This window comes from Micromonospora sp. URMC 106 (genome assembly GCF_051386395.1).
Classification (GTDB): domain Bacteria; phylum Actinomycetota; class Actinomycetes; order Mycobacteriales; family Micromonosporaceae; genus Micromonospora.
Map to the genome: position 1 here is coordinate 1 of NZ_JBPQTP010000084.1, position 15837 is coordinate 15837.

Sequence of the window (15837 nt, forward strand, 5' to 3'; positions counted from 1 at the left end):
GGGGCGGGCGGAGGAGGTCTGCCGGGGCGAACTGCCCGGGGTGGCCGTGACCGTCACCGTGGGCACCGGGGCCGGGGCCGGCGCGGCGGCGCGGTCCGGATCGGCCGGCAGCGCCGCCCACACCGCCACCCCGGCGACCAGCACGACGCCGGCCAGGCCGGCGACCAGCAGCGGCCGGCGACGGCGGCCGGCCGGCGCGTCACCGGACACCTCCGTCACCGGCAGTTCGGCCGTCATCCCGACCTCGCCGCGACGCAGGTCGACCTGCCGGAAGGCCAACCAGTCGAGGATCGCGGGCAGCCGTCCCGTCAGGGCCTGCCGGTAGCACTCCTCGCGCTGCTCGCGCTGCTCGTCGGGCCAGCTGCCGTGCTCCAGCACCTCGTGGACATCCAGCCGGCAGCCCTCCGCGGTGGGCGTGACGACACAGGTCAGCCGGCTGCGCCGGCCGCCCTCGAGGCACCGCAACGCGATCAGCTCCGGCTCCCGCCGTTCGGTCACCTCCGCGTCGACGGCGGCGTCGAAGCCGGGCAGCCCCGCCGTGTACAGCAGCAGCCGGTTCCGCGTCCCGTCGATCACCTCGGCCTCGGTGAACCACCGGGCGAGCAACTCGCGATCCGTCAATGCGTGCCACACCCGCGCCGCGGGGTGGAACAGGTCGACCTGCGCGCCGATCTCGATCACGGCGAGACTCTACGGTCCCGGCCGCGGGACTGCTGGGCGGGGCCGCGCCGCCGGGCGAAAACCGCCCCCGCCGACGACGCGCGCACCGCACCGGCGGCGGTCCCGGCCACGCTGCGAGCGGAGGACTCGAACCTCCATCGCCCGTTCCAGAGACGGGTGTGCTGCCGATTGCACCAGCTCGCAAGGGTTCCGTCCCGCGTCGCGGATACGGACCGTGCCCCGACCAGGATTCGAACCTGGGCTCTCCGGTTTCGTAGACCGGCGCTCTCTCCGCTGAGCCACCGGGGCGTACGACCGGCGCCCACCCCTCCCGGGCGCCGGTCGGCGATCATCCCTTCACGCAGACGACCTGCTTGAGGTGCGCCACCACCTCGACCAGGTCCTCCTGCTGCGACATCACCTGGGTGATGTCCTTGTACGCGCCGGGGATCTCGTCGACCACCCCGGCGTCCTTGCGGCACTCCACGCCGGCGGTCTGCGCGGCGAGGTCCGCGGTGCTGTACGTCCGCTTCGCCTGCGCCCGCGACATCCGCCGCCCGGCCCCGTGCGACGCCGAGCAGTACGCGTCCGGGTTCCCCTTGCCCCGCACGATGTACGACCCGGTGCCCATCGAACCCGGGATGATGCCCAGGTCCCCCCGACCGGCCCGGATCGCCCCCTTGCGGGTCACCAGCACGTCGACGCCGCCGTAGTTCTCCTCCGCCACGTAGTTGTGGTGGCACGAGATCGGCTCGTCGTAGCGCACCTGCGGGAACTGCTCCCGCACCACCCCGCAGAGCAGCGCGAGCATGACCGCCCGGTTGCGCCGCGCGTACTCCTGCGCCCACCACAGGTCGCGGCGGTAGGCGTCCATCTCCGGCGTGCCGGCGAGGAACACCGCCAGGTCCCGGTCGGGCAGGTCGGCGTTGTGCGGCAGCCGCCGGGCGACGGCGATGTGCCGTTCCGCCAGCTCCTTGCCGATGTTGCGGGAGCCGGAGTGCAGCATCAGCCACACCCGTCCCGCGTCGGCGCCGCCCTGCTCCAGGCAGACCTCGATGAAGTGGTTGCCGCCGCCGAGCGTGCCCAGCTGCCGCTGGGCCCGCGTCTCCAGCTGCGCCACCCGCCGGTCGAGGTCGGCGAACCGGCGCCAGAAGTCGTCCCAGCCGGCCTGCTCCAGGCCGCGGATGCGGCGCGGGTCGACCGGCTTCTCCCGCTGGGCGAAGCCGACCGGGATGGTGGCCTCGATCGCCGACCGCAGCCCGGCCAGGTCGTCCGGGAGGTCGGCGGCGGTCAGCGAGGTACGCACCGCGGACATGCCGCAGCCGATGTCGACGCCGACCGCGGCCGGCGAGACGGCCTGCCGCATCGCGATGACCGAACCGACCGTGGCGCCCTTGCCGAAGTGCACGTCGGGCATGACCGCGACGCCCTCCACCCACGGGAGCGCACCGATGTTGCGCAGCTGCTGGGTGGCCTGCGGCTCGATGCCGTACGGGTCGGTCCAGACCCGGACCGGCGCGCGGGTGCCCGCGAGCGGGGTGAAACTCATCGTCGTCTCCTCGTGTCGTTGGCTGGTCGCCACCGTCGCGGCGGGACCGTGAAGGATCGACGACCGCCCGGGAATCGAACCCGGCGAGAGTGCCTCGCGGCCTCTCCGCGCCCAGCGCGCGGTCGGCCCGCCGGGCGGGGCCCGACGGGTGGATGTGGGATCGGAGAAGATCGCCCTGGCCCAGATGCGGCGCGACCTGGCCGGGCGGGCGACCGTGGCGGGGCGTCGGCGGCGCGACGCACGGCAGCCAGCGGCCCCGCCGCGAACGCACTGAACTGGTGGTGATGGAGGCGGCCGCGTTCGGGTGCAACCACAGGGGTCGCGCCGTGCGCGGCAGCGCCCCGCCGATCAGTCCTCGAAGCCCTTCTCGCCCAGGATCTCGTTGATGCGGGCGCGATGGGCCTTCTCCCATGCATCGAGGGATTCGTCGGCCTCCTTGGCCAACTTCGTTTCAGCGTCGAGGAGCACCTGCTTCTGACGGGCGCGGGGAGTGACCACAATGCCCTCCTCGTCGGCCACCACGATGTCGCCGGGACCCACGTTGACACCGCCACACCGCACCTGGCCGTTGAGCGGCTCAACGGTTGCCTTGGTCCCTGGAATAGGGATGACTCCCCTGGCGAAGACGGGAAAGCCCATCTCGCGCACCTCGGCGAGGTCACGAATCACCCCGTCCACCACGAATGCGGCGATCCCTCGACGTTGAGCGACGGCACACACGTTTCCTCCGGCGACCGCGTAGTCCACGTCACCCGCTTCGACGACGATGATCGAGCCAGGTTCCGCGCGATAGATCGCCGCGTGCAGCATGAGGTTGTCACCCGGAGGGCACCGCACGGTGAACGCCGGGCCAGCAACTCGCTGGATCGAGGGCCAGAGAGGGCGAATGCCGATATCCATGACCTGCTCGCGTCCGAGAACCTCGGCGAGGGTGGTCGGGGATATGTTCGTGAATCCGGTGACGTCGTTCACGGTCTTCCTCTATTCGAGATGTCCTACAGGAAAAACGGGCCTGTCACAGTCGCTCCGATTCGCTTCCGATCAAGGAACGACCCCAGCGGGTACGGCGACGGCCCGGGTGCGGATGCCCCAGCCGAGGAGCCTCGGGTAAGCCAGCCCGGCGACCACGAAGATCGCGCCGACCGCCAGCCACCCCGGTCCGCCCCCGCCGATGACGAGCGCGGTCAGCAGCGCCGGGGTCACCATGTTGCCGATCTGGCGGCCCGTGAGATAGGCGCCCTGGTACTGACCCTGCGCCCAATCCGGCGCGAGACCGAAGATGACCGCCCAGGTTCCGGTCGACAGGAACAATTCGCCGAGGACGTGCACGGCCGCCGCAACCAGCACCACCACACAGCTGAGCCAGACCGGCAGGTCGGCGGTCAGTCCGAACAGGACACAGGAGCCGGCGACGACAAGTGCACCGCGCCGGCCGACTCGGGCCCCGCTCGCCGGCCCGTCGGCGCCCCTGGCGGCCAGCACCTGGAAGAGCACGCACCCCATCGTGTTGATCAGCAGGGTCGCCGAGACCAGCCACAACGGCGCGTGCGCGCGCAACGCGAGCCAGAGCGGCAAGGCGAAGCTGAGCATCTCGTTGTAGAGGCTCGCGACCAGTCCGTCCACCAGGGCGAAGCTGAGGAACGGCCGGTCGCGCAGGGCGATCAGGCGTGGCTGGTCGTCCGGGCGTGCAGGGACCGGCGCCGCCGCGCGGACTCGGGTCAAGACCGTGGCGGCCAGCAGGAAGGTGGCCGTGTTGCCCAGCAACATCGCCACGTACGCGGCGCGGGTGTCCAACAGCAGTGGCAGGCTGCCGGCCAGCGCGCCCAGCCCGATGCCCGCGTTGTTGGCCGAGCGCAGGTACGCCCGCAGCCGCAACCGCTGCTCGGGCGGGACGGCGGTGGCCACCATCGCGCCATTGGCGCTCTTCGCGCACGCCTCGCCCACCGCGATGACGCTGGCCAACAGGGTGAACGACCAGACGCCGCGGACGGCGACCAGCCCGGCGTAGGCGACCGCGAGCAGCAGCAGCGTGCCGAGCATGATCCGCTTGGCGCCGTAGTGGTCGGCGACGTATCCCATCGGGGTGCTGAGGGCCATGCCGACCGCGGCGGCGACCGCCAAGCCCAGCGCCACCTGCGCTGGGCTGAGCCCCACGGACCTCGTGAGGAACAGGGCGCTGGTCGTGAGATAGGCGCCGTTGCCGAAGGTGTTCACGAGGTGCGCGAAGATCAGGATCCGGGCGTTGCCGGGGGGCGGAAGCACCCGGCCAGCCTAGCAATACGTACGTACGGTTTGTAAAGGTCCCCGGTGGGCGCACGAGAGCTTGTCCGCCGCGCCCGGGCCAAGGCACTGCTGGCCACGGTCCGGGACCGGGGAATCGAACCCCGTGTCTCTCGCGCCCAAGGCGAGCGGGTCAGCCAGCTCCCTCGTCCCGGTGACGTGTCGTCTCCCGGCCGGCCCGTGGCGGGGCGGCCGGGGTGTTGCTTCCACTGTGGAGTTGAGAAGGTTCGACGTCGCCGGAACGTGCCGGGGCGGAGGGATGCGTCGTCGGTCCGGACGGACGAAAAAGCCGCCCGGACCCGGTGGGGTGGGCGGCTGCGCGTGCGCGCTGGCGCTAGTCGCGCCGCCACCCCGGCTGCCGGCCCTGCTCCCGACGGCAGCGACGCGGGGATCGCTCGCCGGTGGGCAGCGAGGCACCGCCGTGCGGCAGGAGCCACATGGCGTCGGTGCGGGTGCGCTGCGACACGGCGTACTCCCTGGGTCGATCGGTTGACCTTGCGCCGATGACGGTAGGCCCCGCCGGACGGTGGGGGCAATGGATATTCGCGAACGCTTCGGTCCGCGCCGAACCGTCGCGCGGCTACGGTTCCGGTCCGGGACGTGAGGAGGAGGATGCTGATGCAGCTCAAGCGATCGGTGGCCCAGCGGTTCCGGCAGGTCAACGGCGATCACCCGATGACGGCGGCGGACGACGCGTACGTCAGCGAGCAGTTCGTGGTGCTCGACGAGCTGTGCGCCGCGCGCGGGTGCGACGCGGACGACGTACGCCGGCTGATGCTCGACCGGCGGCTGCCGCTGCCGGGATATCTGCGCTCCGACGGCGCGGAGATGGTGCCCGTGGACCTCTTCGCGCTCGCCGACGCAGCCGGCGGGACCGACGCGCTGGAGGCGTGGTTCACCGGCCACTGGGCCGACCCGAGCGTCGGCGCGGCGGAGTGGGACGCCTATCTCAGCGGCCGGTACGTCTGCCTGCGGTCGGTCAGCCCCGCCACGATCCGCCGCAAGGACGAGCTGGTCGCGGCGATCGGGGCGGCCCTGCCGGCTCTGGACGCCGACCCGGCCGGCGACGCGGCGGCGCGGCTGAGCGCCCTGGTCGACGAGCTGGACGCGTTGGAGCCGGCGTTCACCGCGTACGACCGGCTGCGCTTCGGCGGGCCGACCTCGCGCGACACGTGCGTCAACGCGGTGCGGGCCCGGTTGCGGCGGCACGCCTGACGGCGGCGGGAGCGGCTCGGGCTGCACGTGCGCACCGTGCGCGGCTACATCCGCGCCGGCCGGCTGAGGGCGGTGCGGATCGGCAAGCAGTACCGGATCGCCCGCACCGACCTCGACGCGCTGACCGGGCGGGCGGAGCCGGCCCGTCCCGCCGCCGGCCCGGCGGTGGAGGTGTCCAGCATCGTGCAGATCGACGGCGTCGACCGGGCCGCGGCCGACCGGCTCGACACGCTCGTCCTGGCCGGGGCGAACACCAGCCACGACCCCGGGCACCCGCTGCGCGTCCAGACCGTCCACGACGAGTTCGTCAACTTTCGGCTGCGCCTGGTCGTCGTCGGCGACATCTCGCGACACCTCGCGGCCAGCGCGGCCCTGCGCGCCCTCGTCCAGGAGTCGAACCAGGCGGATCACGTGTGGTTCGTGCCCGGCCTCGACGCGCTCGACGCCCGGCTACGGGCCGCGACCCGCGTGACCGGGCCGACGCCAAGCTGACCGGGCCGACGCCAAGCTGACCGGGCGAACGCCCAGGTGGCCGGGCCCGGCGGGGCAGGCCGGCGCACCGGCGGCGCCCGGGGTTGCCGCCCGCCGCAGCGGGTAACCGGCGCGGATGAGGCCGGAGGCCGAGCCCGTGGACGTCGACGAGCCGCTCGCCGTCGACGTACCGCCCGCGCCGCACGACGCCAGCGGCGAGCGCGTGCCGATTCGCCACCTGGCCGGGCTGGCGCCGGCGGCGCGCCCGGCGCGCCGGTGGACCCCGCGCCGGGTGGTGGCCACGCCCGCCGCGCTGGAGCATCCGCACGGCCGGCGGATCGCCGACCGGGTCGAGGCCCTGGGCATCGAGGTGGAGCGGCTGCGCGCCAACCGGCTGAGCGGGCTCCGCGGCGAGACCGAGCGCGAGACGTACGCCCGGGCGAAGGCGACCATGGCGATCGTGGTCAGCCCGCCGTCGCGCCGCAAGCTGCAACCCATCGCGCCCAGCGCCGACTGGCGCGTCGACCTGGCGGAGGGCTGCCCGGCCCACTGCCAGTACTGCTACCTCGCCGGCTCGCTGTCGGGCCCGCCGGTAACGCGGGTGTACGCCGACCTGGACGACATCCTCGCCGGGCTGGCCGACTACGCCGGGCGGGGCACGGTGACCAGCCGCAACGCCGGGCGGGCCGCCGAGGGCACGACCTTCGAGGCGTCCTGCTACACCGACCCGCTGGCCCTGGAACACCTCACCGGCAGCTGGCGGCGGGCCGTGGAACACTTCGCCGGCTGGGACGCCCCGGTGCAGCTGCGCTGGACCACCAAGTACGCCGACGTCGACACGTTCGTGGGACTGCCGCACGCCGGTCGCACCCGGGTCCGGTTCAGCGTCAACTGCTGCCCGGTCAGCGAACGGATGGAGGGCGGCACGGCCCCGGTGCCGCACCGGCTGGCGGCGCTGCGCCGCCTCGCCCTCGACGGATACCCCGTGGGGCTGACCGTCGCGCCGATCATGCCGCTGCCCGGCTGGCGGGAGCACTACGGCGAGTTGCTCGACGCGGTGGCCGGCGCCGTCGCCGGGGTGCCCGGCCTCGACCTGACCGCCGAGCTGATCACCCACCGGTTCACCCCGGGCAGCAAGGAGGTGCTGCTCGGCTGGTACCCGCGCACCAGGCTGGAGATGGACGAGTCCGCCCGCAGCCGCAAGTACGGCAGGTTCGGCGCCGTCAAGTACGTCTACCCGCGCCAGACCATGGCCGAGCTGCGCTCCTGGTTCGACCGCGAGCTGGCCGCCCGGCTGCCGGCCTGCCGGGTCCTCTACTGGACCTGAGCATGGACTACGGTCGACGACCGTGGCCCTCATGCGCTGTGACTTCTACTCCGAGGTGCTCGGTCTCAGCACCTCGATGACGGTGCTCCTGCCCCAGCAGACCTCCTCGCAGATCGGCATGTCGGGCAGCGCCCCGCAGGGCGACCCGCCCGTGCTCTACCTGCTGCACGGCCTGTCCGACGACGACACGACCTGGCTGCGCCGCACCTCGATCGAGCGGTACGTGGCCCCGCTCGGCCTGGCCGTGGTGATGCCCCAGGTCGCGCGCAGCTTCTACGCCGACGAGGAGCACGGCAACCGGTACTGGACCTTCCTCAGCACGGAACTGCCGCGGCTGTGCCACGAGTTCTTCCGGCTCTCGGCACGCCGGGAGGACACCTTCGTCGCCGGGCTCTCGATGGGCGGCTACGGGGCGCTGAAGTGGGCGCTGCGCGACCCGGGCCGGTTCGCGGCGGCGGCGAGCCTCTCCGGCGCGCTCGACGTGGCCGCCCGCCACCACCACCCCACCGCGCCCCTCGACGCCGGCGTCTGGCACACCGTCTTCGGCGGTCGCACCGTGGCCGGCAGCGGCGACGACACCCTCGCCCTGCTCGACAGGGCGGCCGGCGCCGACCTGCCCGCGCTCTACGTCGCCTGCGGCACCGAGGACTTCCTGTACGAGGACAACCTGACCTTCGTCGCGGCGGCCCGCGAGCGCGGCGTCCCGCTCACCGTGGACTTCTCCCCCGGCGCGCACGACTGGGCGTACTGGGACGCGAAGATCCAGGACGTGCTGGCCTGGCTGCCGCTGCGCGCCGACGGCTGAGCGGCTCGGCCGCCGGTGGCTGACGCCGCGCTCAGGCGCTCAGCCGGCCGCGGGTCCCGCCGAGGAGCGGGCCACCGGCACGTCGAAGTAGGTGTCCGGCCAGGGCTCGTCGCGATAGCGGTAGTGCCACCACTCGCGGTCGTAGTTGACGAAGCCGCCGTCGGTCATCAACTGCCGCAGCAACCGCCGGTTGTCCCGGGCCGCGCCGGTGACCCCCGGCGAGTCGGTGTGCGCCAGCGGGTCGAAGCAGTCGAAGCCGGTGCCCATGTCGACGCTGTTGTCGCCGAACCGCTGCTCCCGGGGGGCGGTGCAGGAGACCAGCGGCTGGCCCGGGGCGTACGAGGCCTGGGTGGGGGTCGGCACGTCGACCAGGGTCAGGTCGACCGTGCTGCCCCGGCTGTGCGCGGTGGGGGCGCCGATGTACCCCTCGTCGAACAGCTTCGACTTCGCCACGCGGGGATAGAACTCCGCCTTCATCCGCTGCTCGCCGGGCTGCCTCGCCCAGGTGACGAAGTCGTCGGCGGCACGCCGGGGGCGGTAGCAGTCGTACACCTTCAGGCTCCGGCCCCGCGCCAGCGCGGCGTCCTGCACCCGGCGCAGCGCCTCGGCGGCCTGCCGGGTGAGCAGGCAGAGCGGTTCGGGGTAACCGGCGACCGGCCGGCCGACGAAGTTGTGCGCGGTGGCGTACCGGATTTCGGTGCGGATCCGGGGGTCGACGTCGGTGAGGACCACGAAGCCCGGCGGGGACGGTGACGCGGTCGGGACCGCCGACGCCGGCGGGGACGGTGCCGCCGGCGGTGCCGGTGACGGTGACGAAGGCGGGGACGGTGGCGGGGACGGGGCCGGCCCGCCGCAGGCCGACGCCAGTGCCGCGACCGCCACGGCCGCCGCGACGGCCCGGGCGGCCGCGACGTTCCGGGGCCGCCGGCCGGTCCCGCCCGCGCTGTCCACGCCCCCTGTCTATCAGGGTCCGGGCGCGTCGGGCCCCGGGTCCGGCGACAGGTGTCCGCGCAGGAAGCGCAGCGCGGCCTCGTCGTCGTCGATCCCGCCCGCCTCGTGACCGTTGTACCGCCAGACCGACAGCTCCGTCGGCCCCCGGTAGGCGTCGACGGCGGCGAAGACGGTCGACGGCGGGACGATCTCGTCCATCAGCGCGACGGAGAAGCGGGCCGGTGACCGGCACCGCCGGGCGAAGTTCACCCCGTCGACGTAGGCCAGGGTGGCGAGCACCCGGTCCTCGGCGTGCCGGTGGACGGCCAGGTAGTCGCGGATCTCGCGGTAGGGATAGGCGTCGGTGACCACCACGGCGCGCGGGATGTCGCACAGGAAGGGCACGCCGGCGACGACGGCCCGCAGGTCGGGTACGAGCGCGGCGACGGCGAGCGCGGCCGCGCCGCCCTGGCTGTGCCCGAGGACGGCGACCCGTGCCGGGTCGACCGCCGGCAGCTCGCGGGCGGCGTCCACCGCCCGGACGGCGTCGGTGAGGAACCGCCGGTAGTAGTACGTGCGCGGGTCCTCGACGCCCCGGGTGGTCACCCCGGGCGCCTCCGGCCCGGCGGCGGCCGGGTCCGGGGTGTCGCCCCGGCTCCAGCCCGCCCCCTGGCCCCGGGTGTCCATCTGCAGGTGCGCGAAGCCGGCGGACGCCCACAGCAGGTTCTCCAACGGGTGCCCCCGGCCGCCGCCGTAGCCGGCGTACTGGACGACCGTGGGCAGGGGCTGCCGCGCGCCGCGCGGCAGCCGCAGCCAGGCCCGCACCGGCTGCCCCGCGAACCCGGGGAAGGTGACGTCGAGGACGTCGACGGTGGCCAGCGCGGCGCCGGCCGACTCGGCCCGCACCGGCCACCCGCACGCCCGCGACTCGGCGAGGGTGTCGGCCCAGAACCGGTCGAAGTCCTCCGGCTCCCGCACCCCGCTGCGGTACGCCCGCAGCTGCTCCTCCGGCAGGTCGGTGAACGCCACCCGCTCACCCGCGCTGCGGGGTGACGGTGAACCGGGGGTGCAGCCGCCGGGTGTGGTCGACGTGCCGCGCCGGGCCCCGCAGCCCGACCGCCGCCACGAGCCGGTGGTCGGTGCTGGACGCGGAGAGCCGCAGCTCCAGCTCGCCCGGCTCGACGACGCGCCGCCCGTCGCGGCCGGTGAACGAGAACAGGTCGGCCGGCACGACGACGTCGACCCGGCACGCCGCGCCGGCGTCCAGCGGCACCCGGAGGTAGCCGACCAGCCGTTGCACCGGCTGGACCACCGACGCCACCGGGTCGTGGGCGTACACCTGCACGACCTCGCTGCCCCACCGGGACCCGGTGTTGCGCAGGGTGAAGTGCAGCCGCAGCTCGCCGTCGGTCGCGGCGAGCGGTTCGTCGACGACCAGCTGCGACCAGTCGAACGTGGTGTAGCCGAGGCCGTGTCCGAAGCCGTACGCCGGGGTCGGGTCGACGTTGGAGACGTCGTTGACCTGGCCGAGGCGCGGCGCCAGGTAGGTGGTCGGCCCGCCGCCGGGGCGGCGGGGAACGCTGACCGGCAGCCGCCCCTGTGGTTCGACCCGGCCGCTGAGCACGCCGGCGATCGCCGGGGTGCCCTCCTCGCCGGGGAAGAACGACTGCACGACCGCCGCCGCCTCGGTCACGGCCCGGCCCAGCGCGTACGGCCGCCCGGCCAGCAGTGTCACCACGACCGGGGTGCCGGTGTCCAGCAACGCGTCGAGCAGGTGCTGCTGGGCCCCGGGCAGGGCCAGCGACTCGGCGTCGCAGCCCTCGCCGCTGGTGCCCCGGCCGAACAGTCCCGCCCGGTCGCCGAGCGCCGCGACCACCACGTCCGCGTCGCGGGCCGCCTCGACCGCCGCCGGCACGCCCCCGGTGTCGGTGCCGTCGACAGGCACGCCGGCCACCGTGACGACGGTGCTGTCGGGGAACTCGGCGCGCAGCGCCGCCGCCAGGGTGGGCAGCGCGATCCCGACCGGCACCTCGGGGTGGCGCGGCCCGACGTGGGCGGGGAACGAGTAGCAGCCCAGCACCGCCGTGGGGCTCTCCGCCTGCGGCCCGACGAGCGCGATCCGGGCCGGTCGGGTCAGCGGTAGCGTGCCGTCGTTGGCCAGCAGCACGACGGCCTGCTCGGCGACCTCGCGCGCGAGGGCCCGGTTGGCCGGCGGGTCCAGGTCGACGGTGCCCCGCAGCGCGTCCGGGTCGGCCAGGTCGGCCCCGGCGAGGGCGGCGGGCACCGGGCTCCAGCCGGGGTCGAGGAGACCGAGCTGTGCCTTCTGCGTGAGCACCCGGCGAACGGCCCGGTCGACGAGTTCCTCCGGCACCAGGCCGGCGGCGAGCGCCTCGCGCAGCGGCGCGCCGAACGTCTTCACGGTGGGCAGTTCGACGTCGACCCCGGCGGCGAGGGCGGCGGCGGCCGCCTCCTGCCAACTGCCGGCCACCCCGTGCAGGGTGCGCAGGAAGGCGATGCCGAAGTAGTCGGCCACCACCGTGCCGGTGAACCCCCAGGCGTCGCGGAGCAGCCCGGTCAGCAGTTCCTCGTCGGCGGCGGACGGCACGCCGTCGGTGTCGGTGTAGGCGCTCATCACCGAACGGACGCCACCGTCGCGCACCGCCATCTCGAACGGCGGGAGGATGACGTCGGCCCGCTCCCGGAGGCCCATCGGCACGGGCGCGAGGTTGCGTCCGGCGCGGGAGGCCGAGTAGCCGGCGAAGTGCTTCAGGGTGGCGACGACGCCTTCAGACTCGAGGCCTTGCACGTACGCCGTGGCGATCGTGCCGACGAGGTAGGGGTCCTCGCCGATGGTCTCCTCGACCCGTCCCCAGCGGGCGTCGCGCACCACGTCGAGCACCGGCGCGAGCCCCTGGTGCACCCCGACGCGACGCAGGTCGGCGCCGATGGCGGCGGCCATCCGCCGGATCAGGTCCGGGTCGAAGGTGGCGCCCCAGGACAGCGGCACCGGGTACGCGGTGGCGCCCCAGGCGGCGAAGCCGGCCAGGCACTCCTCGTGTGCGATGGCCGGGATGCCGAACCGGTTGGCGGCGGCGATGCGTTGCTGCGTCCGCAGCAGGGACAGCGCGCCCAGCGCGGGGTCGACCGGCGCGGTGCCGAACGGGCGGGTCAACTGGCCGAGGCCGTCGTCCAGCAGCGCGTCCAGGTCGACGGGTTCCTCCATCTCGTGCTGGTACGGCGCGACCTCGCCGCCGTCGGCAGACGCGCCGACCCACACGCCGTAGAGCTGCGCCACCTTCTCCGGCAGGGTCATGGCGGCGACCAGGGCGTCGACCCGGGTCGCGACGTCCAGGGCCGGGTCGTTCCAGGTCGCGGCGCCGGGTTCGATGTCGAGGGTCACGTTGTCGGTCACTTTCCTCCCACGCCCATCAGCCCCTGCACCAGGGCCCGCCGGGCGAACAGATAGACGAGCAGGACGGGCACCATCGACAGCACGACCGCGGCCAGCAGCCCGGGAACGTCGATCCCGTACTGCGTCTGGAAGTTGTAGAGGCCGAGCGTGATCACCTTGGTGGTGTCGGACTGGGTCAGGATGAGTGGGAACAGGAAGCCGTTCCACGCCTGGAGGGCGGAGAACACGGCAATGGTGGCGATCCCGCCCCGCGACAGCGGCAGCACCAGTTGCAGGAACACCCGCCCGGGTGAGGCGCCGTCGATGGCCATCGCCTCGTACAGGTCGCCGGTGATGTCGCGCATGACGCCGCTGAGGATCAGGGCGCAGACCGGCAGGGAGAACGCGGCGGTGGGCAGGATGACGCCGAGCAGGTTGTCGTAGAGCCCCGCCTTGCTGATCAGGTAGAAGATCGGCACGATGACCGCCTGCGCGGGGACGGCCAGGCCGAGCAGGAACAGCCGGAACACCTGCGACGTGAGTCGGCTGCGGCTGCGCACGATCGCGTACGCCAGGGGCGGCACGAGCAGCAGCACGATCGCCACCACGCTCGCGGTCACCACCAGGGTGTTGAGGAGGTACCGGCCGAAGCCCTGGTCGAAGGCGCCGGTGTAGTTGTCCAGCGTGAAGGTGTCGGGCAGGGCGAGCGGTCCGTTGCGGCCGTACCCCTCGCGGGTCTGCACGGTGATCGACAGCATGACGTAGATCGGCAGGCCGACCAGGAGCAGCCAGAGGAGCGAGCCGAGCCCGGCGAGCCAGTTCGGACGGTGCCGCGTCACAGGCCCTCCATGGTGCTGCGCATCTTGTCGTAGCCGGAGACCCGCACCACGATCAGCGAGACGACCGTCGCGACGACGACGAGGAGCAGGGCGATGGCCGCTCCGGCGCCGAAGTCGAAGCTGCGGAACGCCTGCTCGTACATGTAGTAGGCGGTGATGGTGGTGTCGGTGCCCGGCCCGCCCTGGGTGAGGATGAGGACGGTGTCGAAGGTGGTCAGCCCGCCGACGACCATGAGGACCACCGAGGTGATCATGGCGTTGCGCAGCTGCGGCAGGGTGACGTGGCGGAACTGGCCCCACCGGCCGGCCCCGTCGACCTCGGCGGCCTGGTAGAGCACCCGCGGGACCGCCCGGGCGGCGCCCTGGTAGATCAGGGCGTGGAACGGGATGAACTGCCAGCTCGCGACGAAGACCAGCACCCCGATGGCGCCGGTCCGGCTGCCGAACAGGTTGCCGTCGCCGAAGAGCCAGCGGGCCTGCCCGGGTACGCCGAAGTTCGGGTCGAGCAACGCCCGCCACAGCACCGACACGGCGGTGGCCGACAGCAGCAGCGGCAGGAAGAAGATCGCGGAGAGCACCGCGCGGTTGCGCTGCCGCCCGGCCGCCCACACCCCGATCAGCAAACTCAGTGGGGTCTGCACCAGCACGCCGAGCGCGGTGAGCAGGACGCTCAGCCACAGGCTGTTGATCATGACGGGGTCGCGGGCGAGCCGCTGCCAGTTGTCCAACCCGACGAACTCCGGCGAGCCGAGGCCCGCCCAGCTGGTGAAGCTGAGCACGACCACGAGGACCAGGGGGACGAGCGCGAAGAGCCCGAAGAACAGGGTCGCGGGCAGGGCCCAGGCGAAGCCCGGGCGGCTGACCGTGGGGCCGCCCGGGCGTCGTCGGGCCCGTCGCTGCTCCGTCACGGTGGGGGCGGCGAGGGTGGTGGTGGACATGGCGGCGCTCAGCCCGCCTGCAGGGACTGCATGGCCTTGATGAAGCCGTCGGCGTCCATCCGACCGTTGCAGTACTGCTGCACCGCCTGGTGGATGGTGGTGGTGGCGGCCGGCGGGTACGCCTGGTCCCAGGAGAGCTGGAACGACGGGGCCTCCTTGACCAGGGTGAACTGGTACTTCAGGTAGGCGGGGTTGGCGGCGGTGTCGAGGAACTTCTCGGTGTTGGTGGTGGTGGGCAGGTTGCCGATCGCCAGCTGAGCCTGGACGAACTCGTCGGAGTACTGCAGCTTGAGGAACTCCGCGACGGCCTCCGGGTGCTTGGTCTTCTTCAGCACCGAGTAGAAGTTGTTGGTGTTGCCGACCACGTTGCGCGGGTCGCCCTTGCCGCCCGGGATGCTCGGGAACGCGGTCCAGCCAAGGTCGTTGGCGGCGAACTTCGGGTGGGCGTCGTTGTGGGTCGAGTAGTTCCAGGAGCCCATCAGCTCGAAGCCGGCCTTGCCGCTGGCCAGCAGCGCGGGCGAGCCGTTGTCGGTGAACTTGACCGAGTCGAAGTTGGTGCCGAACGCACCGGCGTCGGTCAGTTGCCGCAGCAGCTCCAGGGCGCGGCGGCTCTCCGGGCTCTCCCACACGCCCTTGTCGCCGTCGAGCGCCTTGGCGAACAGCTCGGGGCCGGCCACCCGGTCGTAGAGGTACTGGTACCACATCTGGGTCGGCCACTGGTCGCCGCCGCCGAGGGCGATCGGGGTGATGCCCTTGCCCTTGAGGGTGCGTACGGCGGCCAGCAGCTCGTCCCACGTCTTCGGCGGGGTGATGCCGGCGTCGGCGAGCACCTTCTTGTTGTGGAACAGCAGCACCGGCTGGGTGCCCCGCATCGGCACCCCGTACGCCTTGCCGTCGACGACGGCGGTGTTGAAGACCGAGGGCAGGAAGTTGTTCCGCAGTCCCGGCTCCTTGGCGATCATGTCGTCCAGCGGCAGCAGCAGGTTCGCCTTGACGAACGGCGTGATGCTGCCGCCGCCCCAGTTGAAGAAGATGTCCGGGGCCTGGTTGGTGTTGATGATGGTCTGCAGCTTGGTCTGGTAGTCGGCGCCGGGGATGGTGTCGAGGACCGCCTTGACCTTCGAGGTCTTGTTGAAGGTGTCGACGAGCTGCTTCTCGACCTTGTTGGTGGCGTCGCCGTACACCAGGATGTGGATCTCGTCCCGGCCGCCTGCGGAGTCGTCGCCGCCGCAGGCGGTCAGTGGCAGCGCAAGCGCGAGGGCGGCGCCGAGAGCGGCGACCCGGACGAGCCGCGTGCGTAAAGTCATGATCGACCTCTCGTGGTGGGGGTGTGGTGGGGGACGTCGACGCCGACGCGACGACCGGGAGCGCCCGGAAGTTTCCGGAACACTTCCGTAACTTGTGCGAACGCTAGAACCGACCTGCCGTGTCG

The 15837-nt window shown here is 73.1% G+C and carries 15 protein-coding genes and 3 tRNA genes; 4 read left to right on the top strand and 14 right to left on the bottom strand.

The annotated features are described in order from the left end of the window. The 8 genes from ACSNOB_RS22970 to ACSNOB_RS23005 all read right to left on the bottom strand — a co-directional run. Positions 1 to 681: SRPBCC family protein (locus tag ACSNOB_RS22970; protein ID WP_436688511.1), on the bottom strand; the 681-nt coding region annotated here is incomplete at its 3' end. 111 nt (positions 682 to 792) lie between these two features. After that, positions 793 to 864, bottom strand: a tRNA-Gln gene (locus ACSNOB_RS22975). A 32-nt stretch (positions 865 to 896) separates the two neighbouring features. Then, a tRNA-Arg gene (locus ACSNOB_RS22980) sits at positions 897 to 969 on the bottom strand. 40 nt (positions 970 to 1009) lie between these two features. After that, positions 1010 to 2209, bottom strand: a complete 1200-nt coding sequence (locus tag ACSNOB_RS22985) for an RtcB family protein (RefSeq protein ID WP_436688512.1) — start codon at positions 2207 to 2209, stop codon at positions 1010 to 1012. A gap of 348 nt (positions 2210 to 2557) precedes the next feature. Next, entirely contained in the window at positions 2558 to 3181 is a 624-nt protein-coding gene (locus ACSNOB_RS22990) for an RraA family protein (protein WP_436688513.1), read from the bottom strand. 69 nt (positions 3182 to 3250) lie between these two features. Beyond that, positions 3251 to 4471 carry an MFS transporter gene (locus ACSNOB_RS22995; RefSeq protein ID WP_436688514.1) on the bottom strand — a complete coding sequence of 407 codons (1221 nt, stop codon included), beginning with the start codon at positions 4469 to 4471 and terminating at the stop codon, positions 3251 to 3253. Positions 4472 to 4571: 100 nt separating this feature from the next. Further along, positions 4572 to 4644 (bottom strand) — tRNA-Pro (locus tag ACSNOB_RS23000). Positions 4645 to 4823: 179 nt separating this feature from the next. Further along, the gene (locus ACSNOB_RS23005; RefSeq protein WP_436688515.1) at positions 4824 to 4955 is read right to left on the bottom strand and encodes a hypothetical protein; all 132 of its coding nucleotides are present in this window, start codon (positions 4953 to 4955) and stop codon (positions 4824 to 4826) included. 152 nt (positions 4956 to 5107) lie between these two features. On the opposite strand from ACSNOB_RS23005, the gene ACSNOB_RS23010 reads away from it, so the two are divergent. The 4 genes from ACSNOB_RS23010 to ACSNOB_RS23025 all read left to right on the top strand — a co-directional run bounded on the left by ACSNOB_RS23010 (position 5108) and on the right by ACSNOB_RS23025 (position 8307). After that, entirely contained in the window at positions 5108 to 5704 is a 597-nt protein-coding gene (locus tag ACSNOB_RS23010) for a DUF6058 family natural product biosynthesis protein (RefSeq protein ID WP_436688516.1), read from the top strand. A 21-nt stretch (positions 5705 to 5725) separates the two neighbouring features. Then, positions 5726 to 6196, top strand: coding sequence for a DUF4180 domain-containing protein (locus ACSNOB_RS23015; RefSeq protein ID WP_436688537.1), 471 nt, complete (start codon positions 5726 to 5728; stop codon positions 6194 to 6196). Positions 6197 to 6311: 115 nt separating this feature from the next. Continuing rightward, positions 6312 to 7502 (top strand): spore photoproduct lyase family protein, encoded by a 1191-nt coding sequence (locus ACSNOB_RS23020; protein WP_436688517.1) that lies wholly within the window; start codon positions 6312 to 6314, stop codon positions 7500 to 7502. Positions 7503 to 7524: 22 nt separating this feature from the next. Next, complete coding sequence (locus tag ACSNOB_RS23025) at positions 7525 to 8307, top strand: alpha/beta hydrolase (RefSeq protein ID WP_436688518.1); 783 nt, start codon at positions 7525 to 7527, stop codon at positions 8305 to 8307. Positions 8308 to 8346: 39 nt separating this feature from the next. Here ACSNOB_RS23025 and ACSNOB_RS23030 read toward each other — a convergent pair whose 3' ends face one another. The 6 genes from ACSNOB_RS23030 to ACSNOB_RS23055 form a co-directional block, all read right to left on the bottom strand. Beyond that, a complete protein-coding gene (locus ACSNOB_RS23030; RefSeq protein ID WP_436688519.1) occupies positions 8347 to 9039 on the bottom strand; it encodes a M15 family metallopeptidase in 693 nt (230 codons plus the stop codon). Between the two features lie 231 nt (positions 9040 to 9270). After that, positions 9271 to 10266, bottom strand: coding sequence for an acetylxylan esterase (locus tag ACSNOB_RS23035; protein ID WP_436688520.1), 996 nt, complete (start codon positions 10264 to 10266; stop codon positions 9271 to 9273). A 4-nt stretch (positions 10267 to 10270) separates the two neighbouring features. Then, positions 10271 to 12649 carry a beta-glucosidase gene (locus ACSNOB_RS23040; protein ID WP_436688521.1) on the bottom strand — a complete coding sequence of 793 codons (2379 nt, stop codon included), beginning with the start codon at positions 12647 to 12649 and terminating at the stop codon, positions 10271 to 10273. Further along, the gene (locus ACSNOB_RS23045; protein ID WP_436688522.1) at positions 12646 to 13467 is read right to left on the bottom strand and encodes a carbohydrate ABC transporter permease; all 822 of its coding nucleotides are present in this window, start codon (positions 13465 to 13467) and stop codon (positions 12646 to 12648) included. The genes ACSNOB_RS23040 and ACSNOB_RS23045 overlap by 4 nt, the downstream gene beginning before the upstream one ends. Continuing rightward, positions 13464 to 14405, bottom strand: coding sequence for a carbohydrate ABC transporter permease (locus ACSNOB_RS23050; RefSeq protein ID WP_436688523.1), 942 nt, complete (start codon positions 14403 to 14405; stop codon positions 13464 to 13466). The genes ACSNOB_RS23045 and ACSNOB_RS23050 overlap by 4 nt, the downstream gene beginning before the upstream one ends. A gap of 8 nt (positions 14406 to 14413) precedes the next feature. Beyond that, a complete protein-coding gene (locus ACSNOB_RS23055) occupies positions 14414 to 15712 on the bottom strand; it encodes an extracellular solute-binding protein (RefSeq protein ID WP_436688524.1) in 1299 nt (432 codons plus the stop codon). Between the last annotated feature and the right edge of the window lie 125 nt (positions 15713 to 15837).